This is a genomic window from Aeromonas sp. R7-2 (assembly GCF_040908105.1).
Classification (GTDB): domain Bacteria; phylum Pseudomonadota; class Gammaproteobacteria; order Enterobacterales; family Aeromonadaceae; genus Aeromonas; species Aeromonas caviae.
In genome coordinates, this window is record NZ_JBFODC010000020.1 from 202,523 (window position 1) to 228,711 (window position 26,189).

The 26,189-nt window shown below is 63.2% G+C and carries 24 protein-coding genes; 20 read left to right on the forward strand and 4 right to left on the reverse strand.

All coding sequences use genetic code 11. The features are described from left to right. The first annotated feature begins 263 nt into the window (after window positions 1-263). The 6 genes from AB5Y47_RS06310 (at window position 264) to AB5Y47_RS06335 (ending at window position 7,742) form a co-directional block, all read left to right on the forward strand. Entirely contained in the window at window positions 264-704 is a 441-nt protein-coding gene (locus AB5Y47_RS06310) for a universal stress protein (protein WP_041213254.1), read from the forward strand. A gap of 194 nt (window positions 705-898) precedes the next feature. Continuing rightward, window positions 899-2,062, forward strand: a complete 1,164-nt coding sequence (locus AB5Y47_RS06315; protein WP_368220026.1) for an efflux RND transporter periplasmic adaptor subunit — start codon at window positions 899-901, stop codon at window positions 2,060-2,062. Further along, window positions 2,059-4,077, forward strand: a complete 2,019-nt coding sequence (locus AB5Y47_RS06320) for a MacB family efflux pump subunit (RefSeq protein ID WP_368220027.1) — start codon at window positions 2,059-2,061, stop codon at window positions 4,075-4,077. The genes AB5Y47_RS06315 and AB5Y47_RS06320 overlap by 4 nt, the downstream gene beginning before the upstream one ends. Then, window positions 4,074-5,447: an efflux transporter outer membrane subunit gene (locus tag AB5Y47_RS06325; RefSeq protein ID WP_368220028.1), complete on the forward strand. Its 1,374-nt coding sequence runs from the start codon at window positions 4,074-4,076 to the stop codon at window positions 5,445-5,447. Before AB5Y47_RS06320 ends, AB5Y47_RS06325 begins: the two co-directional genes overlap by 4 nt. A gap of 132 nt (window positions 5,448-5,579) precedes the next feature. Continuing rightward, the gene (locus tag AB5Y47_RS06330) at window positions 5,580-6,386 is read left to right on the forward strand and encodes a siderophore-interacting protein (RefSeq protein WP_124244881.1); all 807 of its coding nucleotides are present in this window, start codon (window positions 5,580-5,582) and stop codon (window positions 6,384-6,386) included. A 249-nt stretch (window positions 6,387-6,635) separates the two neighbouring features. Beyond that, window positions 6,636-7,742 carry a 3-deoxy-7-phosphoheptulonate synthase gene (locus AB5Y47_RS06335; RefSeq protein ID WP_043154697.1) on the forward strand — a complete coding sequence of 369 codons (1,107 nt, stop codon included), beginning with the start codon at window positions 6,636-6,638 and terminating at the stop codon, window positions 7,740-7,742. Window positions 7,743-8,212: 470 nt separating this feature from the next. Here the strand turns inward: AB5Y47_RS06335 and AB5Y47_RS06340 are convergent, their stop codons facing one another. Then, window positions 8,213-8,620, reverse strand: a complete 408-nt coding sequence (locus tag AB5Y47_RS06340) for an H-NS family nucleoid-associated regulatory protein (RefSeq protein ID WP_010673634.1) — start codon at window positions 8,618-8,620, stop codon at window positions 8,213-8,215. Between the two features lie 349 nt (window positions 8,621-8,969). Continuing rightward, window positions 8,970-9,911: a DNA-binding transcriptional regulator DsdC gene (gene dsdC, locus AB5Y47_RS06345; protein WP_368220029.1), complete on the reverse strand. Its 942-nt coding sequence runs from the start codon at window positions 9,909-9,911 to the stop codon at window positions 8,970-8,972. Window positions 9,912-10,128: 217 nt separating this feature from the next. On the opposite strand from dsdC, the gene dsdA reads away from it, so the two are divergent. Together dsdA and AB5Y47_RS06355 are read left to right on the forward strand one after the other, a co-directional pair. Then, window positions 10,129-11,460, forward strand: coding sequence for a D-serine ammonia-lyase (gene dsdA, locus AB5Y47_RS06350; protein ID WP_368220030.1), 1,332 nt, complete (start codon window positions 10,129-10,131; stop codon window positions 11,458-11,460). A gap of 339 nt (window positions 11,461-11,799) precedes the next feature. Beyond that, window positions 11,800-11,976 (forward strand): hypothetical protein, encoded by a 177-nt coding sequence (locus tag AB5Y47_RS06355; RefSeq protein WP_080944224.1) that lies wholly within the window; start codon window positions 11,800-11,802, stop codon window positions 11,974-11,976. Window positions 11,977-12,042: 66 nt separating this feature from the next. On the opposite strand, the gene icd is transcribed toward AB5Y47_RS06355, so the two are convergent. Continuing rightward, on the reverse strand, window positions 12,043-13,296 hold the full coding sequence (gene icd / locus AB5Y47_RS06360) for an NADP-dependent isocitrate dehydrogenase (protein WP_010673630.1): 1,254 nt from the start codon (window positions 13,294-13,296) through the stop codon (window positions 12,043-12,045). A gap of 410 nt (window positions 13,297-13,706) precedes the next feature. Here icd and AB5Y47_RS06365 point away from each other — a divergent pair, with 410 nt between their 5' ends. Continuing rightward, window positions 13,707-14,798 carry an alpha/beta hydrolase gene (locus tag AB5Y47_RS06365; protein WP_042864175.1) on the forward strand — a complete coding sequence of 364 codons (1,092 nt, stop codon included), beginning with the start codon at window positions 13,707-13,709 and terminating at the stop codon, window positions 14,796-14,798. Between the two features lie 84 nt (window positions 14,799-14,882). Here AB5Y47_RS06365 and AB5Y47_RS06370 read toward each other — a convergent pair whose 3' ends face one another. Beyond that, a complete protein-coding gene (locus AB5Y47_RS06370) occupies window positions 14,883-15,032 on the reverse strand; it encodes a hypothetical protein (protein ID WP_010673628.1) in 150 nt (49 codons plus the stop codon). Between the two features lie 557 nt (window positions 15,033-15,589). On the opposite strand from AB5Y47_RS06370, the gene AB5Y47_RS06375 reads away from it, so the two are divergent. The 11 genes from AB5Y47_RS06375 to AB5Y47_RS06425 all read left to right on the forward strand — a co-directional run bounded on the left by AB5Y47_RS06375 (window position 15,590) and on the right by AB5Y47_RS06425 (window position 26,102). After that, complete coding sequence (locus AB5Y47_RS06375) at window positions 15,590-15,883, forward strand: hypothetical protein (RefSeq protein WP_202044342.1); 294 nt, start codon at window positions 15,590-15,592, stop codon at window positions 15,881-15,883. A gap of 236 nt (window positions 15,884-16,119) precedes the next feature. Then, window positions 16,120-18,240, forward strand: a complete 2,121-nt coding sequence (locus AB5Y47_RS06380) for a hypothetical protein (RefSeq protein ID WP_368220031.1) — start codon at window positions 16,120-16,122, stop codon at window positions 18,238-18,240. A 3-nt stretch (window positions 18,241-18,243) separates the two neighbouring features. After that, a complete protein-coding gene (locus AB5Y47_RS06385) occupies window positions 18,244-19,005 on the forward strand; it encodes a DUF3142 domain-containing protein (protein WP_368220032.1) in 762 nt (253 codons plus the stop codon). Window positions 19,006-19,012: 7 nt separating this feature from the next. Continuing rightward, a complete protein-coding gene (locus AB5Y47_RS06390; protein ID WP_368220033.1) occupies window positions 19,013-19,207 on the forward strand; it encodes a hypothetical protein in 195 nt (64 codons plus the stop codon). Further along, window positions 19,204-19,671 (forward strand): GNAT family N-acetyltransferase, encoded by a 468-nt coding sequence (locus AB5Y47_RS06395; protein WP_368220034.1) that lies wholly within the window; start codon window positions 19,204-19,206, stop codon window positions 19,669-19,671. The genes AB5Y47_RS06390 and AB5Y47_RS06395 overlap by 4 nt, the downstream gene beginning before the upstream one ends. A gap of 82 nt (window positions 19,672-19,753) precedes the next feature. Beyond that, complete coding sequence (locus tag AB5Y47_RS06400; protein ID WP_368220035.1) at window positions 19,754-20,662, forward strand: pseudouridine synthase; 909 nt, start codon at window positions 19,754-19,756, stop codon at window positions 20,660-20,662. Window positions 20,663-20,726: 64 nt separating this feature from the next. Next, a complete protein-coding gene (locus AB5Y47_RS06405) occupies window positions 20,727-21,194 on the forward strand; it encodes an NUDIX hydrolase (RefSeq protein ID WP_010673620.1) in 468 nt (155 codons plus the stop codon). Between the two features lie 158 nt (window positions 21,195-21,352). Then, window positions 21,353-22,459 (forward strand): tRNA 2-thiouridine(34) synthase MnmA, encoded by a 1,107-nt coding sequence (gene mnmA, locus AB5Y47_RS06410; protein ID WP_010673619.1) that lies wholly within the window; start codon window positions 21,353-21,355, stop codon window positions 22,457-22,459. A gap of 347 nt (window positions 22,460-22,806) precedes the next feature. Then, window positions 22,807-23,418, forward strand: coding sequence for a high frequency lysogenization protein HflD (gene hflD / locus AB5Y47_RS06415; RefSeq protein ID WP_010673618.1), 612 nt, complete (start codon window positions 22,807-22,809; stop codon window positions 23,416-23,418). A gap of 30 nt (window positions 23,419-23,448) precedes the next feature. Continuing rightward, complete coding sequence (gene purB / locus AB5Y47_RS06420) at window positions 23,449-24,819, forward strand: adenylosuccinate lyase (RefSeq protein ID WP_069785343.1); 1,371 nt, start codon at window positions 23,449-23,451, stop codon at window positions 24,817-24,819. 152 nt (window positions 24,820-24,971) lie between these two features. Then, complete coding sequence (locus AB5Y47_RS06425) at window positions 24,972-26,102, forward strand: cupin domain-containing protein (RefSeq protein ID WP_323922132.1); 1,131 nt, start codon at window positions 24,972-24,974, stop codon at window positions 26,100-26,102. Window positions 26,103-26,189 lie beyond the last annotated feature (87 nt).

The following is a 26,189-nucleotide window of genomic DNA, read 5'->3' on the forward strand; positions in this document are numbered from 1 at the left end:
CCAGTCGGGCTTCCATCGCCATGGTCAGGACGCCACTCATCTTCGTTGCACTCATTCACATTTCGAACGGACCCACTCCTTCATTTTCCATTCAACTCAGTCTGTTATGATGATGTAAACGGACTCGGTACCTTCAGTTGCCATCGACAGAAGGTGACGCTTGATGCAAACACACCGGGTTCGTTTGAGCTGACATTTCGCGGGAAGGGAGGATGGGAGCGCGCTTCCGCCGTCTGACCCGCACCTGCCAAGGAGAACTGCTTATGAGCCCGACCAATATTGTGCTGTTGCTGGAAGGCAAGGATTACGAGCAGGAGACACTGGCCAAGGCGAGCCGTCTGGCACAAGGGCTGGGCGCCAACCTGACCTTGTTGCACCTGACCCACAGCAGCAAGACCCGTCGCAATAGTCTGTCCCTGTCACAAGAGGAGCGCAGCCCCCAGGGCACCCTGGATGCCAAGGCGATCATCAGTGAACTCATCACCCAGCTGTCTCATCCGGTGGATTACCAGTGCCTGGTGGTGGATGACGTGGTGCCGGATCTCCAGCGCTGGCTGACCGCTCACCCCGCCGACCTCTTGCTGGTCGGCAGCCGTCATCACTGGATGGAGGGCTCGCTGGCCCGTCTGCTCCTCTACAAACTGCCCCTCGATATCCAGATCTGCCACGAGCCTCACGCCGCCTTGCTCAAAGCCGTCGGTTGACACCACAAGACCCGCTCCCTGAGCGGGTCTTCTTGTTTCTGACGCCCCGCCGTCACCCTCCCCCAGCTTGACCTCCTCCACTGCGTCACCGCCAGAACCACACGATTTCTTACACATTGCTCGCTTCTTTTTGAGGGCCATTTGCTGCACGATATGGCCCTTGCACGCCTTCGCTCGTTTCGTTCAGGTGATAAATGAAAGCTCTTCGAAAACCCGGCAAGCTCGCCCTGCTCGCCCTTGTGCTGGTCCCTCTCGTCACCTGGCTGGCCTGGCCAGGCCACACACCTGACCCGGTACTGACCGCAACGGTAACCCGCCAGGATGTGGAGCAGACGGTGCTCGCCAGTGGCGTACTGCAGGCAATCGAGCAGGTGGATGTGGGGGCCCAGGTCTCGGGTCAGGTCACCTATCTCGCGGTGGAAGCGGGTCAACAGGTCAAACAAGGAGAGCTGCTGGCGGAGATCGATCCCCTGATCGCCCAGAACAACCTCAAGACCGCCGAAGCGGAGCTGGCCAGCCGCCGCGCCCAGCTCAAGATCAAGCAGGCACAGCTCAAACAGAACGAGCTTGCCTGGCGCCGCCAGCAGCAGATGTTTCGGCAGGAAGCGAGCTCTCGTGCGGATCTGGAGAGCGCCGAAGCCCAGCTTGCCGTCACCCGGGCCGAGCTGCAAAGCGCCCAGGCCGACATCGACAACGCCATCATCAAGGTGGAGCGCGCCAAGACGGAGCTCGGCTACAACCGCATTCAGGCCCCCATGGATGGTACCGTCGTCTCCATCGTCACCCGGCAGGGGCAGACTCTGGCCGCCAGCCAGACGGTACCGACCCTGCTCAAGCTCGCCAATCTCGACACCATGACGGTCAAGGCCCAGATCTCCGAAGCGGACGTCACCCGTGTCAAGGCGGGCATGCCGGTCTATTTCACCCTGATAGGGGATCCGGATACTCGCTACCACGGTACCCTGCGCACGGTCGAGCTGGCCCCCACCAACATCAATGAGCAGACGGCCAGCACCACAGCTACCAGCAATGCGGCCATCTACTACTATGCCCTGTTCGATGTGCCCAACCCCGGCCATCAGTTGCGGGTCGCCATGACGACCCAGGTCACCATCGTGCTCGGCGAGCGCAAGCAGGTACTGGCCATTCCCCAGACCGCCCTCGGCAAGAAGACTGGCGACAACGAGTACGAGGTCAGCCTGCTCAAGGCAGGGGACCAGAGAGAGATCCGCCGCATCAAGACCGGCATGAAGGATGACATCAAGATTGAGGTGGTGAGCGGCCTGACCGAGCAGGAGAAGGTGATCCTGGAGCAGGGCAAGCCGGCCCTGCACGATGAAGGGGAGATGGAGCCGTGAGCGAGCCCCTGATCCGTCTCAAGGGCATCGAGCGGCGCTACCAGAGCGGAGAGCACGAAGTGACCGTGCTGCACCCGCTGGATCTCGCCATCGATGCCGGGGAGATGGTGGCCATCGTCGGCGCCTCCGGCTCCGGCAAATCGACCCTGATGAACCTGCTGGGCTGCCTCGATCGCCCGAGCGGGGGCCAGTATCTGTTTCGCGGTCAGGATACCGCGACCCTGGATGCCCTCTCCCTGGCACGGCTGCGCTGCCACCACTTCGGCTTCATCTTCCAGCGCTATCACCTGCTGCCCCATCTGGATGCGGCCGCCAACGTGGAGATCCCCGCCATCTATGCCGGCACTGCCCGCCTTGATCGCCAGGCCCGAGCCCGCACCTTGCTGACCCGCCTGGGACTGCAGGATCGCAGCCACCACAGACCCGGCCAGCTCTCCGGCGGTCAGCAGCAGCGGGTCAGTATTGCCCGGGCGCTCGCCAACGGCGGCGAGGTGATCCTGGCGGACGAACCCACCGGCGCTCTCGACAGCCAGAGCGGCAAGGAGGTGATGGCCATCCTCAAGGAGCTGCACGCCCAGGGCCACACCATCATTCTGGTGACCCACGACATGGCGGTGGCAAGCCATGCAGATCGCATCATCACCCTGCGTGACGGGCGGGTGGTGGAGGACAGCGGCCATCGGGCGACCGATGACAACGCAGCCTCCCCATCCGGGGCGCCGGCCCACCCGCAGCCAGGTGACGGCAGCCAGCTGGCCGCTCCCTCTGTCGGGCAAGATGCACAGGCCACAGGCGCCGCCGTCCGCACCGCAAGCCGGGGCTGGGATCGCTACCGGGAGGCGGGGCGCATGGCCCTGCACGCCATGCTGGCCCATCGCATGCGCACCTTCCTCACCATGCTCGGCATCATCATCGGCATCGCCGCCGTGGTCAGCGTGGTGGCGCTGGGTCAGGGGGCGCGCGCCAAGGTGATCGACGACATCAACGCCATGGGCACCAACACCATCGACATCTTCCCCGGCAAGGACTGGGGAGACGAGAAGGCCGCCAGCATCCAGACCCTGAACGAGCGGGATCTCGACGCGCTGCTCGGCCAGCCCTATCTGGAGGGGGCCAGCCCCCAGATAGCGACGTCGGGCCAGCTTCGCTATCGCAACAAGACCAGCAGCGGCAGCGTGATCGGGGTCGGCAACGACTTTTTCCGGGTCAAGGGGATGACGCTCACCCAGGGGCGCCTGCTCGATGAGCGGGACATTCGCAACCGGACGGCAGTCGCCGTGGTGGATGGTAAGACCATAGAGAGCCTGCTCGGCCAGGTGGACCCGGTCGGCCAGGTGGTGCTGGTCGGCACCCTGCCGGTGCGCATCGTGGGGGTGGTCACCCAGGAGACCGGCTTTGGCCGCAGCAGCCAGTCGGTCAATGTCTGGCTCCCCTACAGCGCCGTCATGAGCCGTCTCCTCTCCCAGCAGCACTTCACCCAGATCACCATCCGGGTCAAGGACGGCGTCCAGCCCGCCCTGGCCGAGCAGGCGGCAGTCGCCCTGCTGACCCAGCGCCACGGCGTGAAAGACTTCTTCACCTTCAGCAGCGACAGCATCGTCAAATCGGTGGAGAAGACCACCGCCACCCTGACACTGCTGGTCTCCGCCATCGCGGTGATCTCCCTCATCGTCGGCGGCGTCGGAGTGATGAACATCATGCTGGTCTCGGTGGTGGAGCGCACCCGGGAGATAGGGATCCGCATCGCCGTCGGCGCCCGCCAGTCCGACATACTGCAACAGTTCCTCATCGAGGCGGTGATGGTCAGCCTGCTGGGGGGGCTGCTCGGTATCGGCCTCGCCCTGCTCATCGGCGCTCTCTTCTCCCTGCTCGTGGAAAGCTTCCAGATGCGCTTCTCGCTCTTCTCCATCCTGATGGCCTTCGGGTGCTCCTCCCTCATCGGGATCCTGTTTGGTTACCTGCCCGCCCGCAATGCGGCCAGGCTCGATCCGGTGGAGGCACTGGCGAGGGAATGACGATGCACAACCTATCAAGGCTCGGGCTAAGCCTGATGCTCACCGCCAGCCTCGGTGCCTGCAGCCAGCAGAGCACCTATCACAGACCCGATCTCGACGTGGCGCCAGCATGGCAGCAGGAGAGCCGGGGTCTCACCGTGCAGCAGGCTGGCCCCTGGTGGCAGGGATTCCAGGATCCCGCGCTCGATCGCCTGGTCGAGGCGGTGCTGGCCGCCAACCCGGACATGCGGGTGGCCGGGCTCAAGCTCAAGAACGCCCTGCTCGGCGCCGATCTGGCTGACACCAACCTCACCCCCTCTGTCAGCGCCAATCTCGGGGCCAGCAGCACCAAGAACATGAAAGATGGCAGCGCCAGCAGCAACCTGGGCCCCTCCCTCAACCTCAGCTACGAGGTGGATCTCTGGGGCAGACTGGCCGCGGCAAGGGATCAGGCGAGCTGGGAGGCACAAGCCAGCGAGCAGGATCTGGCCGCCACCCGGTTGCTGCTCATCGGCAAGACCCTGGAGCAATACTGGCAACTGGCCTACCTCGGCTCGGCCATGACCCTGGGCACCCAGCAACTGGCCAATCTGGAACGCATTGAGCGCCTGACTCGTGCCAAATACGAGGCGGGCGCCGTGACCCGACTCGATCTGGTACAGGCCAGCCAGCAGAAGGCAGGCAAGCAGGCGGAGCTCGCCACCCTCACCCAGCAGCGGACACAGGCTGGCAATGCTCTTCGCCTGCTGCTGGGCCGCAGCAGCGGGCCGCTCGCTGACGCTCCCGACGCCCTGATCATGGGCCCGATCCCGTCCCTGGCGGCCGGCATCCCCGCCGATGTGCTGGCCCGGCGGCCCGATGTGCGCGCCGCCGAACTCAGGCTGCGCAAGACCCTTGCGAGGGGAGACGAGATCCGCACCGGCTTTTATCCCACCCTGAGCCTGACCGGCGGTGCCAGCACCACCTCGGATACCCTGACCCAGGTGCTGCAAAATCCGGTCGGCACCCTGGGCGCCACGCTGGCGCTCCCTTTCCTCGAGTACAACAAGACCCGGCTCTCCATCGCCAGCGCCGACATCGACTACCAGATTGCCGAAACCGAGTTTCGCAAGCAGCTCTATACCGCGCTGCTGGAAGTGGAGGATGGCTTGGCCGCCCGTCAGCAAGGGGAACAGCGGCTGCGCTATCTGGAGCAGCAGAGGGCCTATGCCCGGGAGGCCGAAAGGCTCGCTGGCGCCCGTTTCCTGGCCGGTGCCACCGGGGTGCAACCCTGGCTGGATGAGCAGAACCGCCTGTGGGATGCCGAGCTCGCCCTGCTGGCACAGCAGCAGGCCCAGCTCAACAACATGGCAGGCATCTATCGGGCGCTGGGGGGAAGCGATCGAACCTGACCCAGGCAGAGAGTGTGGGATCGCGATGGACATCCCGAGGAGGTCAATCGCGACCCATTCTGCCCACAAACCAATTGATAATAGTTTTCATTTCATCAAGAATGGGCGCCATCATCAGCCAGGAGTATGCCCATGTCTCAACCCGCCCCGGCCAATCGCCCCCGCCTGCTCACCGTCAAGCATGTTCAGGATGTGAGCCCGCATCTGCGCCGAATCTGCCTGACCAGCCCCGAGCTTGTGGACTACCCCTTCAGCTGTGGCGGTGCTCATGTCAAGATCATGCTGCCCCGACCGGGTCAGCGAGAGATAGTGTTGCCCACCCCCACCGACAAGGGGCCTCGCTGGCTCGATCCCGCCCAGAAACCCGTCATTCGCACCTTCACCATACGCGCGTTTCGCCGGGAGGCGCTGGAGCTCGACATCGACTTCGCCCTGCACGGCGAGGCCGGCCCCGCCAGTCGTTTCGCCCTGCACGCCAAACCGGGGGACAGGCTCGCCATCTCGGGCCCGGGCGGTCCCGACCCCATGCTGCAAACGGCCGAGCACTATTACATGGCGGGGGATCTCACCGCCCTGCCCGCCATCAGCGCCATGGTGGAAGTGATGCCAGCCCATGCCCGCGGCCATATCGCCCTGCTGGTCCCCCATCAGGACGACGTGCAGGATCTGTCGCTGCCGGCCGGCGTCGACCTGCGCTGGTTCGTGGGCAATCCGGAGCAGGCCGCGACCCTGGTGGCGCATTTCACCGCCCAGCCTATGGTCGCCGAGGGGAGCTATTTCTGGTTTGGCGGGGAAGAGAGCTTGGTCGTGCCGCTGCGCCGCCACGTCAGACGCGCCCTGGATGCCGAGCGCCAGCGGGTCTACGCAGTCCCCTACTGGCGCAGCGGCAAGGATGAAGACGCCTACCACCAGGACAGGCACGCCGTGATGGACAGCTGACCCCCTCTTTATCTTGTGACTGGCGGGCTTCTTCCCTCGGGGAGCGGCCTGCTTTTGCTGCGGTTCCCCCGCCATCGTTCCCTCTCCCCCATCTTCGCCTGGCGATTTCATTGCGCTTGCATTTGAGACAAACACCAAGATAATGACAATCATTCTCAACAACGGCGATGAGCCGTGAACCTGTCTGCTCCCAACAGGATGGCGCATACGGGTTCCCCATCGCACACATGCACAGCAAGGTAACTCCAGATGGCAGTTTTGAATTCGGTCATGCGCGCCTTCGCCATAGAGGCGCTCCCCACCCCTGCCGAGCTGCTGGCGCAGCACCCCTGTCCGGCCGACATGGCCCGGCACATCGACAGCCAGCGCCATCAGGCACGCCGGATCCTGGCAGGTGAAGACGATCGCCTGCTGGTCGTGATTGGCCCCTGCTCCATCCATGATCCCGTCGCGGCCCTGGACTATGCCGGACGGCTGGCAGGGCTCGCCACCGCCTATCAAGACAGCCTTCAGATAGTCATGCGCGCCTATTTTGAAAAGCCGCGCACCACGGTGGGCTGGAAGGGGCTGGTCTTCGATCCGCACCTGGACGGCAGCAACGACATCAATCGGGGATTGCATCTGGCACGCCAGATGCTGCTCGACATCAATGGGCTGGGGCTCGCCACCGCCACCGAATTCCTCGACACCACCAGCTTTCTCTATCTCGCCGATCTCGTCAGCTGGGGCGCCATCGGGGCACGCACCACGGAGTCTCAGGTCCACCGGCAATTGGCCTCCGCACTGCCCTGCCCCGTGGGATTCAAGAACGGTACGGACGGCAATATCCGGGTCGCCATCGATGCCATCCAGGCCAGTACCGCCTCCCATCTCTTCACCGCCCCCGGCAGCCAGGGCGGCATGGTAGTGATCAAGAGCGAAGGCAATCCCGACGGCCATATCATTCTGCGTGGCGGCACCCTGCCCAACTACCACCAGAGCGATGTGGCGGAGGCAGCAGACCGCCTCACCCGCCAGGGACTCCCCCCTCGCCTGATGGTGGATTGCAGCCATGGCAACAGCCAGAAGCTGCACACGAACCAGCTGAAGGTCGCCAAAGAGCTCTGTCGCCAGCTGAGCGAAGGGAGCCAAGCCGTCGCTGCCGTCATGGTCGAGAGCTTCTTGCTGGGGGGAAACCAGAAACCGGCTCCTCTGGGTGAGCTGCAATACGGTCTGTCAGTGACCGATGCCTGCCTCTGCTGGGAAGAGAGTGAACACCTGCTTGCCATGCTGGCAGAGGCGGTCCAGGCCCGTCGTCGCACCCGGAGAAAATACGCACACGCCGCTCAGTCTGAACTCGGTCAACCCGTCATCTAGCATTCGGTTTATTTGTTTGCCACCAATCCGTGTCTGCCTCATCCGCACATTGTCCGGCATCGTGCGGATATATTGCAGAAGAGCGGTGTCAAACAGACCATAAATAGAGGGGATAAATTAATAGGCGGTGGGCGTCATGCATCAGCATGAAAAAGAGACGGGCCGCTCAGGCATACAGATGAGGATCCACCGCCGCTATTTCATTCTGTCACAGCAGGTATCCATGATCACTTCTCGCAAGGGACGAAGAAACACGGGCTGTATGAGTCCTCAGTGCGTATAAGTGGCGAGGTGGCATGGAAGATGATGCGCCAACTTTATTGGGCACATGATGGTTATGGCTATTCCAGACGAGGCTCTCCAATTAACCGGAGTAACCTGCGCAATTGGGTTTTACTGCGACATCATCTGAACCCTGAAAATAATAATGCCGCCCTGCAGGCGGCATTATCGAAAACCGGATCCGGCGATCAGATCAGGAAATCGTTCAGATCCTTGCCCAGCGCAACTTGCTCGGCGATGGCCTTGGGCATACGACCCTGACCGGTCCAGGTCTTCTCCTGACCGTCTTCCTGGTACTTGTATTTCGCAGGACGGGGAGCACGCTTGCTCTTGGTGGTGCCCGCCGCAGCCGGAGCCGCCACGCTGCCGATCAGCTCACGGGGATCGATACCAGCCTGTTGCAGCATTTCGGTGAATTCATTCAGTTTGCGCTGACGCTCTTCCTGTTCGGCACGTTCCTGTTCAACGGACTCGGCACGCTCGTTATATACCAGGTCAAACTTTTCTTTCGCTTCTTGCAGTTGCTCAAACGGCAGTTCACGAATGGCAGCGCGCAAGCTGCGAATGTTCAGCAGAACCTTCAGAAACTCGTTCATTACTTCCTCACAGAATTATTTTTGTATGTCACAGGGATAACACGATTTGAGAATAGCATGCCCATTGGATAACAACATAATGTTTTTATACCATCCGGCAGCGCGCTGACACCATATGGGCATTATTCACCGTGGTTAATTCCCTGCCTGATACTTATTGGGAATACCCTCACGGACTTTATTTTCTATTTTCCCCGGTTAATCTCTGGTTCACCTCATCCGTTGCACACGCTGTTATCTCTTACCTGCGTCGCTCTGCGCCAGGTCATTTAGCAGCAGTGCCGGCACTTATTGTACAAATAGTGCGCTCATGGGCATCACCTTCGCGGACAATAAACCAGGCCCCGTTTCAGGATGCCCCTTGCGCCTGATCCTGTATCCAGCGGATGAATGCCTGGATCTTGGGACACTGGCGATGAGGGAGGGTCGCCAGGTAATAACGCGGCTCGCAGCGCACCGCCATATCCGGGAAGGGCATCACCAGCGCTCCGCTCGCCAGCGCCTGGCTTGCCAGTTGCCTGCGCCCCATGGCGACACCGGCGTGGTGGGTGGCGGCAAGGATCGCCAGATCCGCCCGATCAAATCCCATGTGTGACGAGCAGACCTCCAGGGAGAGATGCCAGTGACTCCCCCAGGTGCGCCACTCGTCGCTGTCGGTGTCCAGGCCCCAGGCCTGCCTGTCATGGAGCAGGCGGCACTGCTGCAGATTCCTCACCTCCCCCATCAGACCGTGGTCGCTGGCGTATTGCGGGCTGCACACCGGCACCATGTATTCATCCATCAGGGGGTGGATGGCCAGGCCCGTCGGGGTTCTGGCATCGAAGTTGAGGGTCAGATCGATGCCGTAGCCGTGCAGGTTTATGTGCTCGTTGCCCGTCAGCAGGTTGAGCTCGATGTGAGGATGCAGACGGGAAAAATCGGCGAGCCTTGGCACCAGCCAGCACTGGGCGATGGAGGGGCGCGAGTGCAGCGTCAGGGAGCCCGACAGCGCCTGCTCCCTGATCTCCAGCACCTCCTGATTGATGAACTCCAGGGAGGAGGTGAGGGCCCAGAAGATGCGCTGCCCCTCCGTGGTCAAGGCCACCTGGTGAAAGCGCTGGAACAGCAAAAAACCGAGCGCCTCTTCCAGGGCCGAGATGCGGTGGCTCACCGCGCTTGGGCTCAAGGAGAGCTCGTCGGCGGCGAGCGCAAAGGAGCCGTGGCGGGCCGCCGCCTCGAAGGTGTGGAGCCTGGCGAGCTGATGGCTGCTGAGCAGCTTGCTCCTCACCCCCGGGTGCTCATCGCGTTGCATGGTTGGGCCTCCCTCTCTTTTATCTGGCAGATGATACCAGAAGGGCGAGGTTTGCATTCACCAGGAAGACTCAACTCACCTGTATGTGAAGACACAGCAGGGTAGATGACCATTTGCATCAACTGGGCTCATCCAAGCGACGCGTTTTATCATTTGTCACGGCAACACTGGCGCCGTTCAATGGGATGATTCCGTCACCACCCCACGCGAGGCTTTCATGACACACACCGACATTGCCGGGCTCATCACCCGCTTTCCCCTGCTCGAACCGCTGATCGCCCTCACCCCTGTGACCTGGTTCAATCCGGGGGCCACCTCCCTCGCGGAAGGATTGCCCCATGTGGGGCTCACCCGGCACGATGTGGCCACCGCCTCCGCCCGGCTCGCCCGCTTCGCCCCCTACCTGTGCGAGGCCTTCCCCGAAACCCGCGCCAGCCACGGCATCATCGAGTCCGGGATCGCCGCCATCCCGACCCTGCAGGGGACCCTCGATGCGCGCTATGGCGTCGAACTCACCGGCAGGTTGCTGCTCAAACAAGACAGCCACCTGCCCATCTCCGGCTCCATCAAGGCGCGCGGCGGCATCCACGAGGTGCTGGCCCATGCCGAACATCTGGCCATCCAGGCTGGGCTGCTGCGCGAGACGGATGACTATCGCACGCTATTTTCGGACGAGTTCCGCCACTTCTTCGGCCAGTACAGCATCGCGGTGGGGTCGACCGGCAACCTCGGCCTCTCCATCGGCATCATGAGCGCCCGCCTCGGCTTTCGCGTCACCGTCCACATGTCGGCTGATGCGCGGGAGTGGAAGAAGCAAAAGTTGCGCCAACATGGCGCCATCGTGGTGGAATACGCCGAGGATTACGGGGTGGCGGTGGAGCAGGGACGCAAGGAAGCCGAGCGCGATCCCAACTGCTTCTTCATCGATGACGAGCACTCCCGCACCCTGTTCCTCGGCTATGCGGTGGCGGGCGAGCGGGTGAAAAAGCAGTTCGACGAGATGGGCATCAGGGTGGACGCCGACCATCCGCTCTTCGTCTACCTGCCTTGCGGCGTCGGCGGTGGCCCGGGCGGGGTGGCCTTTGGTCTCAAGCTGGCGTTTGGGGACAACGTGCACTGCTTCTTCGCCGAACCTACCCACTCCCCCTGCATGCTGCTCGGGGTCCACACCGGGTTGCACGATGCCATTGCGGTGCAAGACCTTGGCATCGACAACCTCACCGCCGCCGACGGCCTCGCGGTGGGACGCGCCTCCGGTTTTGTCGGCCGCGCCATGGAACGCCTGCTTGCGGGCTTCTACACCCTGAGGGATCAGGAGATGTACGACCTGCTGGGGCTCCTGGCCCGGGATGAAGAGATCCGGCTCGAGCCCTCGGCACTGGCGGGCATGGCAGGCCCCTGGCGAGTGGCCACCAACCTTGAGTGGCAGAGTGGGCAGGGACTGGATGCTGCCAAGATGGCCGGGGCCACCCACCTGGTGTGGGCCACCGGCGGCGGCATGGTGCCCGCCGAGGAGATGGGAAAATACCTGGCCTGCGCCCGGATCTGATCTTTTTTTCGCCCCCGTGACCCGCCGACCTGGCGGGTTTTTCTGCTGCGAGATCAGCAAGATGGCACCTCAGCCCTCGCCACCATGACACAGACGGCCAGACTGCTGGACAGCCTGATTTGTCATCCAGCCCCACTGACTGGTTATTTTGTGATACGATAGAGACCGTTTTTTGACATCTGCGCCCCGTTGTCCCCTTTTTCCGGTGAGATAACCACCGGATCCGGCGACCAACACCTGCCGGGCGCAGCACAACATGTGCCCAGTTCGAATCGCTCCTGCGCGACCTTGACGCCAGGAGCACTCCCCTCTGGGCACCTTAGATAAGGAGATCGGGCGATGAAACAATATCAAAGCTGGTTGGGACAATATCTGATGAGCCGCCGTGACGGAGACCACGCCATGGCATCCGAGCTCGCCAACTCCATCTGCGAATTCTGGCAGGCCCGTGGAGATGAGGCCGAGACCAGCAAATGGCAGCAGATCTACGAGCAGCACGTGGAAAAAACCACCTGACGACCTGCTCTCCTCCATAAAAAAACCGGCGCTCATGGCGCCGGTTTTGCATTTCAACGACCCGGATCACATCTGGTCGATCATGTCCTGGGCGAACTGGGAGCAGGAACGCAGGGTGGCTCCTTCCATCAGACGCTCGAAGTCATAGGTGACGGTCTTGTTGGCGATGGCCGCTTCCATCCCCTTGACGATGAGGTCAGCCGCCTCGGTCCAGCCCAGGTGGCGCAGCATCATCTCGGCAGAGAGGATGAGGGAGCCCGGGTTGACCTTGTCCTGGCCAGCGTATTTCGGCGCGGTGCCGTGGGTGGCTTCGAACAGGGCAACGCCATCGCCGATGTTGGCGCCCGGCGCGATGCCGATGCCGCCGACCTGTGCCGCCAGCGCGTCGGAGATGTAGTCACCGTTGAGGTTCATACAGGCGATGACGTCATACTCGGCCGGACGCAGCAGGATCTGTTGCAGGAAGGCATCGGCGATGACGTCCTTGACGACGATGGTCTTGCCGGTTTTCGGGTTCTTGAAGGAGCACCAGGGGCCGCCGTCGATGAGCTGGGCATCGTACTCTTTCTGGGCCAGGGCATAACCCCAATCCTTGAAGGCACCCTCGGTGAACTTCATGATGTTGCCCTTGTGCACCAGGGTCACGGAGTCGCGATCGTTGTCGATGGCGTACTCGATGGCGGCACGGACCAGACGCTCGGTACCGGCCTTGGACATGGGCTTGATGCCGATGCCGCAGGACTCGGGGAAGCGAATTTTCTTCACGCCCATCTCGTTTTGCAGGAAAGCAATCACCTTCTTGGCTTCATCGCTGTCCGCCTTCCACTCGATGCCGGCGTAGATGTCTTCGGCGTTCTCGCGGAAGATCACCATGTCGGTCAGCTCGGGGTGCTTGACCGGGCTCGGGGTCCCTTCGTAGTAACGGACCGGGCGCAGGCAGACGTAGAGGTCCAGCTCCTGGCGCAGGGCCACGTTGAGGGAGCGAATACCACCGCCGACCGGGGTGGTCAGCGGGCCCTTGATGGCCACGCAGTATTCACGAATGAAATCCAGGGTTTCGGCCGGCAGCCAGGCACCTTCGCCATAGACATGAGTCGATTTCTCGCCGGTATAGATCTCCATCCAGGCGATCTTGCGCTCGCCTTTGTAGGCTTTCTCGACCGCAGCATTCACCACATTCAACATGGCCGGGGTCACGTCCACACCGATACCATCCCCTTCGATAAACGGAATGATGGGATTGTGGGGAACCTGCAGCTTGCCGCTGGCATCGACTGTGATTTTCTGGCCCTGGGTCGGGATAACTACTTTGCTTTCCATCGGCATCTCCTAACTTCCGTTTGTTATCAATCTGATCGTTGCGCGCGGCCATCTTAAGCCCATCCATTTGCATAATCAAATAGCGGGCGTGCATGTCAGACCATAGTCGGGGAGTGGATCACAGTGCGCCTGAGGATCCCCTACTCCCTCGCTGCCCTCTGGTCCTGACGAGGCGCAGGCCCCGTCCATCCGGGCCTCTTCCTCTAGTGATGACAGCGTCTTCCTGCCCTCGCCGCCCCGAAGGCGCCATTCCCCCAAATCCCGTTCGCCTTTACATCGTCGTAACCCCTTTGGCGAGGCAAGGCGCGCCGAGGGACAGGCAGCCGGATCCGGACTAGGCTCTTTGCCAGTGATCGGGGCGCCCGGGGCGTGGCCGATCATGAAGAGAGCACGACAACAAGGAGAACACCATGTTTATCGTCACCAACCGGATGGTCAACGAGCAGGGCAAGACCCCCAGCGAGATCTTTGGCGAAAAACCCGCAGAGGGCCCCAACGAACTGCGCCTCGCCGAGGCCCGGCGTCAGGGCAAACAGTGGCAGCTGGACCTGCTGCCGGATCAGATCACCGCCGAGATGGCCGCCAGCGTCGGCCTTGACCCCGACCTCCCCCACCCGGCCAGCGCCTATGTGGCGCGCAAGCTGCTGGAGCGCTGCGCCGGGACCGGCAGCACGGCCAAGCAGAAGCTCAAGACCGGCAAACACCTGCTGCTGTTCGTACACGGCTTCAACAACGATCTTGACGATGTGCTGGAACGGGCCGCGGGGCTCGAGGCCCGGTACGGCGTCGAGGTGCTCTGCTTCAGCTGGCCCGCCAATGGCGGCGGTGCCCGGGGCGTGCTGAGCTACAAGAGCGACAAGCGCGATGCCCTGGCCTCGGCCGGGGCCCTTGACCGGGTGCTGGAGAAGATGAAGGGGCTGCTCGACGAGTTCAACGGCCAGTATGTGACGCAACTGGAAGAGAAAGCCCAGAAGAAGTTCGCCGACAACGGCGAGGCCTGGGATCGCTACTTCGCCAAGGAGGTGAACAAGCGCTGCCCCTTCACCATCAACCTGCTGCTGCACAGCATGGGCAACTACCTGTTCAAGCACCTGCTGGGCAGCACCACCTACCACGCCAACCAGCTGCTGTTCGACAACATCATCATGGCCGCCGCCGACACCAACAACGAGCTTCACGCCCAGTGGGTCGATCGCATCCAGTGTCGCAACCGCCTCTACATCACCATCAATGAGCGCGATGGTGCCCTGATGGCATCGCGCATGAAGATGGGGGAGCAGCAAAAGGCGAGGCTCGGCCACTACACCCGGCGGCTGGATGCCAGAACAGCCACCTACGTGGACGTGACCAATCAGCCCCATGTGGGGGACTCTCACGCCTACTTCGAAGGGGATGCCCTCGCCAACGAGAAGGTGCTGCGCTTCTTCCACACCGTCTTCAACGGCGGCACCGGCGAGCGCGCGGAGCTGTTCGATGCGGCCCAGAACCTCTATCGCCTCTAGCCACTGCGCAAAAAAACCACCGCCCCGAACAGGGCGGTGGTTTTTCATTATGCGCTCACTTGGTGGCTACAAGGCCGCCAGGGGCTAGTGTTCTGCCGCTTCCGGCTGGGGCGCTTCGCTGCGCTCCCGTTGCAGTTCATCGACCCTGGCCTGCCATCTGTCCTGGGCCTGTTTTTGCCCCTGGGACTCGAATTCCTGGCGCATGGTGTCGATTTTTTGGTCAAGTTTTTCCATCAGGATGTCTCCTTACATCTCGGGTTACACACTGGCTGACGGCACTGTTTGGCCAACCTGCTCACCCGATTGGACACCAGGTTTTCCCCAATTGTCCAACAAAATAAACGATTGATTATGCAAAAACCAATCTAGAAAATGGGTTAAAGCTCCTTATGAAACCCCATCGCCCACCCTGAAAACGCCTGATAAAAACACTGTTTTTACCATTGATATCAATATCTTGAAATTTATGATTCGCTCAATAACTCCCTTGAGATCGGCATGACGAGTATATGCACATTTTTTTCACAAAAACTCCCCGCTCTCCGGGTTTTGCGACCGGAAAGGCCCCCTTGTCCATCCAAAAACACGATAGGTTATGACGCAACCCATCTCTTTAATGGATAGATAATCCCCAACCCCGGCCCTGCGGCTTGCCAGCCCGACCACCAGCAGGTTCGCTTGTTACCCATCCGGGCATATCCCGCCCCACTCCCGCCCCGATAAAATGGGGCCGCACCGCGCCTGCTGAGCGGGTTGTTGCCGCCCTCATCCCCTCTCGTCGGAGTCATGACATGGATCTCTTCTGGTGGTTTGCCCTGCCCGTCGCCGCAGGCACCTTCTATGGGTGCTATTTCTGGAACCAGCGCCATGCCCAGCCCGACTGGCTGCGCCTGCCCACCCGCGCCGACTACCTGCACCAGCATCCCGAATGCGCCATCGACGATGAACTGGGGGCGCGCTGCTGCGCCTGCGGCTCCGACAAGGTGCTAGGCCACACCCAGACCGGCTGGCCTGATCATCGCTTTCGCCACACCTGCCTCGCCTGCGGCAAGGCGCTCTTTCGCACCGAAGAGCCCCCTATATAAGCATCCACATTCGCCCTTTTTGTATGGCGATGGCAGATGCTGACACCTGCAAAGCTGCAAAGAGCACATGCTCGGGACAGGGAGATGGCGCAGGCGTCCTGACAGAGAGAGCGTCGACCAGGTCAGAATGGGTTGTCGTTTGTGACCCTCTTTCGTACTATTGCCCGCCACTGCGAACCCCCTTTTCCGGCCCGGGCGTCACGCACGGCGCGGGCCCACAAACGGATAGCGATCCCATGACATCTCTGACCCACTGCTCGGTGCTGGCGATGACGCTGGTTGCACTGCCCGCCCTCGCCTCCGGTGACGGTGACGGGTGCGGCTTCTGGCTCACCGACTGCCCTCTCCCCACCTATCCGCTCTATCTCAACGAGAACGACACCCGGGGCAACCTGCTGATGCTGCTGGGGGATGCCCAGCATCACCCCCTCCCCTTCACCCTGCCGGCAGATCCGCTGAACGAGCGCAGCCAGCCGCTGTTCTACCTCACCCGCCTCCCCCAGCCGGAGGAGGTGGAGGACCCGGCGCTGCGCGAGCAGCTCGGCAGCCGGCTGGCCGCCTACGACCCGTCCCTCCCACCGCTGCTCGAGCACTACGCGGGCCACGACTCCCTCTACGGCCACGCCATCTCCAACTCCCTCTCCTCGGTCAGCGCGTTTCTGGACGCCCTCGAGCAGAGCGAGGTGCCCGCCCCGGAGCGCACGTCCCTGCTGCGAAGCCGTCTGCTGATCCTGGGGCAGCAAGAGAGCCCCGCCCCCGCGACCGAAATGAGCAGTGCTGCCCTTGAGTGGCAGGGGTATCTGCAGGCCGCCCGACACTTCTACGAGAGCCGCTTCGAGGAGGCCCGCGCAGGCTTTGCCGCCTTGCAGCAGGCCAAGGCCCCCTGGGTGGCCGAGAGCGCGACCTACATGGTGATGCGCACGGAGATCAACCTCGCGATGAAGGAGGCGAAGGACGAATACGGCGATCAGGACGTGACCAGGAGCGACAAGGAAGCCCTTCGCCGCGCCATGGCCCAGGGTCAGGCCTATCTGGTGGCCTACCCGCAAGGGCGCTACGCCAGCTCGACCAGAGGACTGTTCAGACGCATCCAGTGGATGGCCGGTGATCTCGGCGCCCTGCGGGATGCCTATGACGAGGCCATGGCAACCCGCCAGCCCTTGCCGGCGCTGGAGGCCCTGGTCAACGAGATCGATCTCACCCTGCTCAGTGGCGATGCCTATCGCCATCAGGCGGCCTATCAGGACTCGGCCCAGCCGGCGCTGCTGTTCGTCAATGCCCTGCGGGGTCTCAGACCGACCTATGAGCGGCCGCGGGACTGGCAAGATGCCCAGCTGGACGACGCCATCGCGCACCTGCAAAAAACCGGTCACCAGGCGCAGGCGGCCTATCTCAAGGCCTACGCCCTCTTTTTGGACAAGCAGTTCGAGCAGGTGCTGGCCCTGCCCTCCCCGAGGCAGGAGGACGCCACCCTGGCATTCAGCCACCAGATGCTGCGCATCTGGGCCTGGCAGGGCATGAAGGCCTTCGACAAGGCCGAGCAGGCCCTGATGGCGCTGGTGGCCTCCCCCCTGGGTCAGGCCCAGCAGGCGTTCGTGGAGAACGTGCTGGCGGATCACTGGGTGCGCACCGGCAACACGGCCGCCATCTTCCAGCCGGGCAGCCCCATCACCCAGCTGCGCATCCGCGCGGCCGTGCTCAAGCAGGAGGCCGAACCCGCCCTGTTGCGCCAGCAAGCCAGTCAGGGCCCGAGCGCGGCGGAGCGGCAGATTGCGCTCCATACCCTGCTGGTGCGGGATCTCATCGCCAGCGACCCGGCCACCTTCTTGCAAGATGTGGCCCTCATCCCCGCCGATTACAAGGAGGCGACCCCTCCCGCCGACGCGCCCTGGGAGCCCGTGCCCAACGGGGATGTGCGCCTCTCGGCGTTCCAGTGGCGCGGAGAGGGGACGCCCCAGGGCTACCACTGCCGGGATCTGGCCCAGACCCTTGGCACCCTGGTGCAGCGCCCCGACGATGGTCATGCCCTCAACTGCTTCGGGGAGTACCTGCGCAGCCGGGATCCCCATATCGACCTGTGGCAGGATCGCGAGATGATCTGGGGGCTGGCGCAAGACGAGCGTCCCACGTTCCCGAGTCGCCTCGCCCTCTATCAGGCCGTGATGGCCAACCCCAAAGCGGAGCCCGAAGACAAGAGCTATGCCCTCTATCGCGCCATCCAGTGCTATGCCCCCTCCGGCTACAACAGCTGCGACAGCCAGGAGATCCCCAAACGCACCCGGCAGGCCTGGTTCAACACCCTCAAGCAGCGCTATGGCAACTCGGTGTGGGCCAGATCCCTCAAATACTACTGGTGAGCCATGAGCAGACCCCCTGAGCGCGCCCTGCTGGCGCTGCTGCTGACGGCCCTGGCCACCCCCCTTGAGGCCAGTGTCGATGCCAGCGCCTATCACGGGTTCTGGCTCTGGTCCGCCACCCGCCACCAGCCGGTACTGGAACAGGCCAGCACCCTCTATCTGCATCAGGGGGAGATCCTGGACAGGCCCGGCGGCCCCCGCTTCGTCAAGCTGGGGCGGGTTCCCTCCCCCCTCAAGGCCGGGCAGGTCTGGCTGGTGGTGCGTGTCAACGCCCTCCCCCTCTCCCCCGCCCACGAGCAGGTGCTGGTGCGCCTCTACGAGGCGTGGCGCGCGGCCGGGGCCAGGGTGGCGGGCATCCAGATCGACTTCGATGCGGCGACCCGCCAGCTCGATCGCTATGGCAACGCCCTGCAACAACTGCGGCGTGCCCTGCCTCCCGGGTGCAAGCTCAGCGTGACGGGGCTGCTCGACTGGGCAAAAACGGGGGACGTGGCAGAGCTCAATCGCCTGCCCGTGGACGAGCTGGTGATCCAGACCTATCAGGGCACGCGCACTGTGCCGGGCTATCAGGCCTATCTGCCCGCCATGGCGCACCTGACCATCCCGTTCAAGGTAGGGCTGGTGCAGGATGGGGAGTGGGATCCCGCCTGGCAGACAACACTGGCCGCCTCCCCCCACTACCGGGGCGAGGTGGTCTTCCTGCTCAACCGCCCGGTGCCGATCCCGGGGACCAGCCCCCCTGTTCCCCGGCATGACGCCCCCTGAGACGCGGGTGAACCCTATCGGAATACAGGTGCAAGGGCGTGCCCACGGCAAGCGGCAGTGGCCGACCCTGATCCGGCTGGTGGCATCCACACCGGGCGAGATGCCGTGCGAGAGGAACGCCGCCCGGGCCACCACATCGGTCAAGCCCGCCATCGTGCTGCGCGGCGCGCGCCGTCACAAACAGGAAGAGAAACAAGGATGACGTTTGTCGAGATGAACCCCGCCCACCTGCCGCTGGCCCTGCTGCTGGAGGCCGATCCCGCCGCGTCGCGCATCGCCGCCTACCTGCCCGGGGCCTGGGGCTTTGCCGCCCTGGCGGACAACGAGGTAGTGGGGGCCTGCGTGGCGGGCCTGGTGGGGGAGCAAACCGCCGAGATCTTCAACATCGCCGTTGCCCCCAACCGCCAGCAGCAGGGCATCGGCTCCGGCCTGCTGCGCTTCGTGCTGGAGAACCTGGCCGGGAAGGGGATAGGCCGCGTCGAGCTCGGTACCGGCAGCTTCGGCCACCAGCTCACCTATTACCAGCGCCACGGCTTTCGCGTCCATGCCGTCGTGAAGGATCACTTCCTCATCCACTATCCCGAGCCCCTGATGGAGCACGGCATCCAGCACAAGGACATGCTGCGCCTCTCCCTCGCACTGGCGCCGGACATCGCCACCCCCTGACCCGAGAGCCAAGCCCCGCTCTCCCCCTGATGGCCGCCCCCTGTGGTACACTCCGCCATCCCCTGTTTTTGGTAGGCATGCGATGAAATCAGCCCGTCCCCGTCTCTCCCTCTCCGCCCGCCCTGACGCAGGCCGCACGGCCAGCGGGCCCACCACGGCGCGCCCATCCCAACGCCGGGAGGCCCGGCACACAGGGAGGGTCAACGAGCGCAAACCGGCCCCCGCCCCGGCGGATCGCAAGCTGCTGCTCTTGAACAAGCCCTACATGGTGCTCTGCCAGTTCACCGACGAGGCGGGCCGCGAGACCCTCAAGGATTACATCAAAGAGCCCGGCATCTATGCCGCGGGCAGGCTGGATCGAGACAGCGAAGGGCTCTTGCTGCTCACCAACGACGGCAAGTTGCAGGCACGCCTCACCCAGCCGGGAGAGAAGACCCCCAAGACCTACTGGGTGCAGGTGGAAGGCATCCCGAGCGAGGAGAAACTGGCGGCCCTTCGCGCCGGTGTGGAACTCAACGACGGCATGACCCTGCCCGCCGGGGCGCGCATCATGGATGACCCTGCCGTGTGGCCACGCAACCCGCCCATTCGCGAGCGCAGGGAGATCCCCACCTGCTGGCTCGAGATAACAATCGTGGAGGGGCGCAACCGCCAGGTGCGGCGCATGACCGCCCACATCGGCCACCCCACCTTGCGCCTCATCCGCTACGCCATCGGGGAGTGGACCCTCGATGGTCTGGCGCCGGGAGAGAGCCGCGCCCTGCCCGCCCCCGAGCTGGCAACCGCGCCACGACCAGCCGCCACGCAAGGCAAACCACGGGCATCCGCCGCAGCCGGGGGCACTGGCCGCAGTGCCCCCCGCACCGCCCGGCCAACAGATCAGGATCCAACCCAGGGGCGGGACCGCCGCGGGGCAGACCCGCGCCAGGCCAATCGCAGCGGCGGGCGCACCACCGCCCGCCGTCCGGCTCGCACCAAGCCCTCTGAATGAAGGCGACAGCGGATCTGCATCGAGCGCCCCCGCCGGGGCACAGCCAACAAGACAAGGAGTCCTAATGAGCGATCACCCACCGCTGCCCACCCGCCTCACCGTGGCCGCTCTGGTGCACTGGCAGGGGCGTTTCTTGCTGGTGGAAGAGGAGATTGCGGGCAAGCGCCGCTTCAACCAGCCCGCCGGCCACGTGGAGCCGGGAGAAGATCTCATCCAGGCGGCCTGCCGCGAGCTGAAGGAGGAGACCGGACTCACCGCCGCGCCCACCGGCTGGCTCGGGGTCTACCTCTTCAAACCGGCGGACAGCGAGGCCACCTTTGTGCGCACAGCCGTCATCTTCGACCTTGAAAAGTCGCCCGGTCAGCACCATCCAGAGGATCCCGACGGTGACGTACTGGCCTGTCACTGGCTCAGCCTGGAGGAGATTGCCGAGTGCAAGCCCGCCCTGCGAAGCCCCCTGGTGTGGCAGTGCATCCAGGACTATCTGGCAGGCACCCGCCTGCCGCTGTCGGCCCTCAAGGCCTTCATATAAGCGCCATTGGACGCTCTTTTTGACGCGATGGGGCCGAGACAAGAAAAACGATTTCCCGCCGCCGGGCTCCCAAGGGGAACGGCGGCAGGGAGATGTGACCGGGGGCGCAAAACTCTGGTAGAATACGCCCCGTTTAAACGAACTGGTAACTTCGACTAATGACAGACAACAGCCAAATCAAGGTGATCGTCGGCATGTCCGGCGGCGTGGATTCTTCCGTCTCGGCCTACCTGCTCCAGCAGCAGGGCTATCAGGTCGAAGGCTTGTTCATGAAGAACTGGGAAGAAGACGACACGGACGAGTACTGCTCTGCCGCCCAGGATTTGGCTGATGCCAAGGCCGTCTGCGACAAGCTGGGGATGAAACTCCACACCATCAACTTCGCCGCCGAATACTGGGACAACGTGTTCGAGCACTTCCTGGAAGAGTACAAGGCGGGTCGCACCCCGAACCCGGACATCCTGTGCAACAAGGAGATCAAGTTCAAGGCGTTCCTGGAATTCGCCGCCGAAGAGCTGGGGGCCACCTACATCGCCACCGGCCACTATGTGCGCCGTGACGACAGCACCGGCCGCCCGCGCCTGCTGCGCGGTCTGGATACCAACAAGGATCAGAGCTACTTCCTCTATACCCTGAGCGAAGCCCAGGTGGGCCAGAGCCTGTTCCCGGTCGGGGATCTGGAAAAACCCGAGGTGCGCCGCATCGCCGAGCAGCTGGATCTCATCACCGCCAAGAAGAAAGACTCCACCGGCATCTGCTTTATCGGTGAGCGCAAGTTCAAGGACTTCCTGGCCAAGTTCCTGCCCGCCCAGCCCGGCCCCATCGAAACCGTGGACGGCAAGATCATCGGCGAGCATCAGGGGCTGATGTACCACACCCTGGGCCAGCGCAAGGGGCTTGGCATCGGTGGTCGCAAAGATGCCACCGAAGAGGCCTGGTACGTGGTGGACAAAGAGGTGGAGCGCAACACGCTCGTGGTGGCACAAGGGGAACACCCCCGCCTCTACTCCGATGGCCTGGTCGCGAGCCAGCTGCACTGGGTGGATCGCACCCCCATTCGGGCGCCGCGCCGCTGCACCGTCAAGACCCGTTACCGTCAGGAAGATATCCCCTGCCTGATCCAGCCCATCGACGATGAGACCATCCGGGTCATCTTCGACGAGAAGCAGGCTGCGGTGACCCCGGGCCAGTCCGCCGTCTTCTACGACGGGGAAGTGTGTCTGGGCGGCGGCATCATCGAACAACGTTTCAGCCATCCGGTCTAAGGGCTGGGCGCTCACGAGCGTCCGCGCTGTACTCCCTTCTCCCCTCGCGGGAGAAGGGTTGGGGATGAGGGGGTAACCACCCTCACCCTGACCCTCTCCCTGAGGGAGAGGGGACAAAGAAAAACAGTACCAGGCAGCGATACATGATTGGCAACGTCCAGGCCGGATAATGGCATCGGCCGGTGAATGAACAGAACAGGGCTGTGAAGACATGGCCGACACATTCTAGGCCGGATAATGGCATCGGCCGGTGAAAGAACAGAACAGGGCTGTGAAGACATGGCCGACACATTCCAGGCCGGATAATGGCATCGGCCGGTGAAAGAACAGAACAGGGCTGTGAAGATATGAGCGACAAATTCCAAGACAGAACCATGGCCTTCGCAGGCATCTGCCAGGCCGCCTATCTGGTGCAGAAGGTGGCCCGTGACGGCTCCTGCGACGAAGCCTCCCTGCGCGAGAGCCTGCAAAGCATTCTGGTCACCAACCCCACGCAGCCGCTGGAAGTGTTCGGCAGCCACCTGGCCATTCGCGACGGCTATCGCGCCCTGGTGGAACAGCTGGGGGCCGACGGCAGCCAGAAGAATGCCGAGCTGACCCGCTACGTGGTGAGCCTGATCGCGCTGGAGCGCAAGCTCGCCAAGCGCAAGGACATCCTCAACATGCTGGGGGAGCGGATCAGCCAGATCGGCCGCCAGCAACAGCATTTCGATCTGCTCGACGAGCAGATCCTGGCCAACATGGCGAGCATCTACAGCGACCTTATCAGCCCCATCGGGCCGCGCATCCAGGTGGCGGGCACCCCGCTCTTCCTGCAGCAGCCCCTGGTGCAGCACAAGGTGCGCGCCCTGCTGCTCGCAGGCATCCGCGCCGTGGTGCTGTGGCGCCAGCTCGGCGGCAGCCGTACCCAGATCATCTTCGCCCGCAAGAAGATGGTGGAACTGGCCAAACGATTTTAACCCCCACACCAATCATCAGGAGTTCACCCCATGGAGCTGTCCGCGCTGACTGCCGTTTCCCCGATTGACGGTCGTTATGGCGACAAGGCCGATGCCCTGCGCCCTATCTTCTCCGAATTCGGTCTGCTGCGTTTTCGCGTCGAAGTCGAGGTGCGCTGGTTGCAAAAACTGGCCAGCCACGCCGGGATCCCGGAAGTCCCTGCCCTGAGCGAGGCAGCCAATGCCGTGCTTGACGGCATCGTCAGCAACTTCAACGAGCAGGATGCCGCCCGCATCAAACAGATCGAGCGCACCACCAACCATGATGTGAAAGCGGTGGAGTACTTCCTGAAAGAGAAGGTGGAAGTGAACCCGGAGCTGGCCGCCGTCAGCGAATTCATTCACTTCGCCTGCACCTCGGAAGACATCAACAACAACTCCCACGGCCTGATGCTGAAGACCGCCCGGGAAGAGGTGATCAAGCCTTATTGCGAAAAGCTCATCAGCGAGATCAAGCGCCTAGCCGTCGAGTACCGCGACATGCCGCTGCTCTCCCGTACCCACGGTCAGCCGGCGACCCCGAGCACCATGGGCAAGGAGATGGCCAACGTCGCCTACCGTCTGGAGCGCCAGCTCAAGCAGATCATGGCGGTGGAGCTGCTGGGCAAGATCAACGGTGCCGTGGGCAACTACAACGCCCACATCAGCGCCTACCCGGATGTGGACTGGCACCAGTTCTCCGAGGAGTTCGTCACTTCTCTCGGCCTGACCTGGAACCCCTACACCACCCAGATCGAGCCCCACGACTATATCGCCGAGCTGTTCGACGCCCTGGCCCGCTTCAACACCATCCTGATCGACTTTGACCGTGACGTCTGGGGTTACATCTCCCTGGGCCACTTCAAGCAGCGCACCATCGCCGGCGAAATCGGCTCCTCCACCATGCCCCACAAGGTCAACCCCATCGACTTCGAGAACTCCGAAGGCAACCTGGGTCTGGCCAACGCCGTGTTCCAGCACCTGGCGAGCAAACTGCCCATCTCCCGCTGGCAGCGTGATCTCACCGACTCGACCGTGCTGCGCAACCTGGGTGTGGCGGTGGGTTACTCCCTGATTGCCTATCAGGCGACCCTGAAGGGCATCTCCAAGCTGGAAGCCAACGCGGACGCCATGGCCGCCGATCTGGATGCCAACTGGGAAGTGCTGGCGGAACCCATCCAGACCGTGATGCGCCGCTACGGCATCGAGAAGCCCTACGAGAAGCTCAAAGAGCTGACCCGTGGTCGCCGCGTCGACGCCGAAGGGATGCGCACCTTCATCGACACCCTGGCACTGCCGGAAGCGGTCAAGGTCGAGCTCAAGAAGCTGACCCCGGCCAACTACATCGGCGACGCCCAGCGTCTGGTCGATCTGCTGAAATAAGTGATGTAACCGAACCGGCGGGGGCTCTGTCATGACGGCAGGGCCCCCGTTGATTTTGGCCCATTTGATATGATCACCCTCTATCGGGCCATTTCAGAGCCCTTGCCCAAGCCCGCCTTGGGCAAGCCCTCTCACAAGATACGAGAAGCACCATGTACCAACTCAATCTGGATATCGCTCACTTCCTCGAGCACTACTGGCAGAAGCGCCCGCTCCTCATCAAGGGCGGTTTCACCGACTTTCAGGATCCCATCAGCCCGGACGAGCTGGCGGGTCTGGCCATGGAGGAGGTGATCGAATCGCGCCTGGTCACCCGCTTCAACAACCAGTGGGAGGCGGCCCACGGCCCCTTCGAATCCTACGATCACCTGGGGGAAGAGAACTGGACCGTGCTGGTGCAGGCGTGCAACCACTGGGTACCCGAGGTGCACGAGCTGGCGGTGCCCTTCCAGTTCATCCCGGGCTGGCGCTTTGACGATGTGATGGTGAGCTTCTCCACCCCTCACGGCGGTGTCGGCCCCCACATCGACAACTACGATGTCTTCATCACCCAGGGTCAGGGCAAGCGCCACTGGCGGGTCGGCGATGCCAAGCCCTTGAACGAGTTTGCCGCCCACGCCGCCCTGCTGCACTGCGAGCCGTTCGAGGCGATCATCGACGCCATCATGGAGCCGGGCGACATCCTCTACATCCCGCCCGGATTCCCCCACGAGGGCTACGCCATCGAGCCCTCCCTGAACTTCTCGGTGGGTTTCCGCGCACCGGACGCCAAGGCCCTTGTCTCCTCCTTTGCCGATCACCTGATCGACAACGAGATCCGCACCGAACGTTACGGCGACCCGGACCTCCAGCCCCGCGCCCGCCACGGGGAGATCCAGCCCCATGAGCTGCACCGCCTGCGGGAGCTGATGCAACAGGCCCTCGACGACGAGACCCTGTTCAAGGAGTGGTTCGGCACCATGATCTCCGAGGCCAAGCACGATCTGGACGTCAATCCGGTGGAGCCGGACTACAGCGCCGACGAGGTGGCCGACCTGCTGAGCCAGGGGGAGCCCGCCATCAAGGTGCCGGGGTTGCGCAGCGTCTGGTTCAGCGGCGAGAGCCGCACCTGCTACATCGACGGCGAAGCCTGGACCCTGCCAAGCGAGGATCCGGCCGCCATCGCGCTCCTGTGCGACAAGGACATCATCACCCAGGACGCGCTGGTGGAACTGGCCGATCAGGCGGGCTTCCTGCAACTGCTGACCCGGCTGGTCAACCGCGGCTACTGGTTCTTCGGCTGATCCAGAGGGCTGCCGCCCCTCCCGGCGTGCCGGGAGGGGCGGCGTTTTTTCCGCTGTAGGCCAACCGGCTCCTGCCCTGCATTGCTT

Excerpts from the sequence above, each read along its gene's own strand:
- AB5Y47_RS06330 (WP_124244881.1), top strand. The coding sequence starts at position 5,580 with ATGTCTCAACCCGCCCCGGCCAATCGCCCCCGCCTGCTCACCGTCAAG.
- AB5Y47_RS06355 (WP_080944224.1), top strand. The coding sequence starts at position 11,800 with ATGAAACAATATCAAAGCTGGTTGGGACAATATCTGATGAGCCGCCGT.
- icd (WP_010673630.1), bottom strand. The coding sequence starts at position 13,296 with ATGGAAAGCAAAGTAGTTATCCCGACCCAGGGCCAGAAAATCACAGTC.
- AB5Y47_RS06405 (WP_010673620.1), top strand. The coding sequence starts at position 20,727 with ATGAGCGATCACCCACCGCTGCCCACCCGCCTCACCGTGGCCGCTCTG.
- AB5Y47_RS06325 (WP_368220028.1), top strand. The coding sequence starts at position 4,074 with ATGACGATGCACAACCTATCAAGGCTCGGGCTAAGCCTGATGCTCACC.
- dsdC (WP_368220029.1), bottom strand. The coding sequence starts at position 9,911 with ATGCAACGCGATGAGCACCCGGGGGTGAGGAGCAAGCTGCTCAGCAGC.
- AB5Y47_RS06385 (WP_368220032.1), top strand. The coding sequence starts at position 18,244 with ATGAGCAGACCCCCTGAGCGCGCCCTGCTGGCGCTGCTGCTGACGGCC.
- hflD (WP_010673618.1), top strand. The coding sequence starts at position 22,807 with ATGAGCGACAAATTCCAAGACAGAACCATGGCCTTCGCAGGCATCTGC.
- purB (WP_069785343.1), top strand. The coding sequence starts at position 23,449 with ATGGAGCTGTCCGCGCTGACTGCCGTTTCCCCGATTGACGGTCGTTAT.
- AB5Y47_RS06310 (WP_041213254.1), top strand. The coding sequence starts at position 264 with ATGAGCCCGACCAATATTGTGCTGTTGCTGGAAGGCAAGGATTACGAG.
- AB5Y47_RS06380 (WP_368220031.1), top strand. The coding sequence starts at position 16,120 with ATGACATCTCTGACCCACTGCTCGGTGCTGGCGATGACGCTGGTTGCA.
- dsdA (WP_368220030.1), top strand. The coding sequence starts at position 10,129 with ATGACACACACCGACATTGCCGGGCTCATCACCCGCTTTCCCCTGCTC.
- mnmA (WP_010673619.1), top strand. The coding sequence starts at position 21,353 with ATGACAGACAACAGCCAAATCAAGGTGATCGTCGGCATGTCCGGCGGC.
- AB5Y47_RS06370 (WP_010673628.1), bottom strand. The coding sequence starts at position 15,032 with ATGGAAAAACTTGACCAAAAAATCGACACCATGCGCCAGGAATTCGAG.
- AB5Y47_RS06315 (WP_368220026.1), top strand. The coding sequence starts at position 899 with ATGAAAGCTCTTCGAAAACCCGGCAAGCTCGCCCTGCTCGCCCTTGTG.
- AB5Y47_RS06425 (WP_323922132.1), top strand. The coding sequence starts at position 24,972 with ATGTACCAACTCAATCTGGATATCGCTCACTTCCTCGAGCACTACTGG.
- AB5Y47_RS06335 (WP_043154697.1), top strand. The coding sequence starts at position 6,636 with ATGGCAGTTTTGAATTCGGTCATGCGCGCCTTCGCCATAGAGGCGCTC.
- AB5Y47_RS06400 (WP_368220035.1), top strand. The coding sequence starts at position 19,754 with ATGAAATCAGCCCGTCCCCGTCTCTCCCTCTCCGCCCGCCCTGACGCA.
- AB5Y47_RS06340 (WP_010673634.1), bottom strand. The coding sequence starts at position 8,620 with ATGAACGAGTTTCTGAAGGTTCTGCTGAACATTCGCAGCTTGCGCGCT.
- AB5Y47_RS06375 (WP_202044342.1), top strand. The coding sequence starts at position 15,590 with ATGGATCTCTTCTGGTGGTTTGCCCTGCCCGTCGCCGCAGGCACCTTC.
- AB5Y47_RS06365 (WP_042864175.1), top strand. The coding sequence starts at position 13,707 with ATGTTTATCGTCACCAACCGGATGGTCAACGAGCAGGGCAAGACCCCC.
- AB5Y47_RS06395 (WP_368220034.1), top strand. The coding sequence starts at position 19,204 with ATGACGTTTGTCGAGATGAACCCCGCCCACCTGCCGCTGGCCCTGCTG.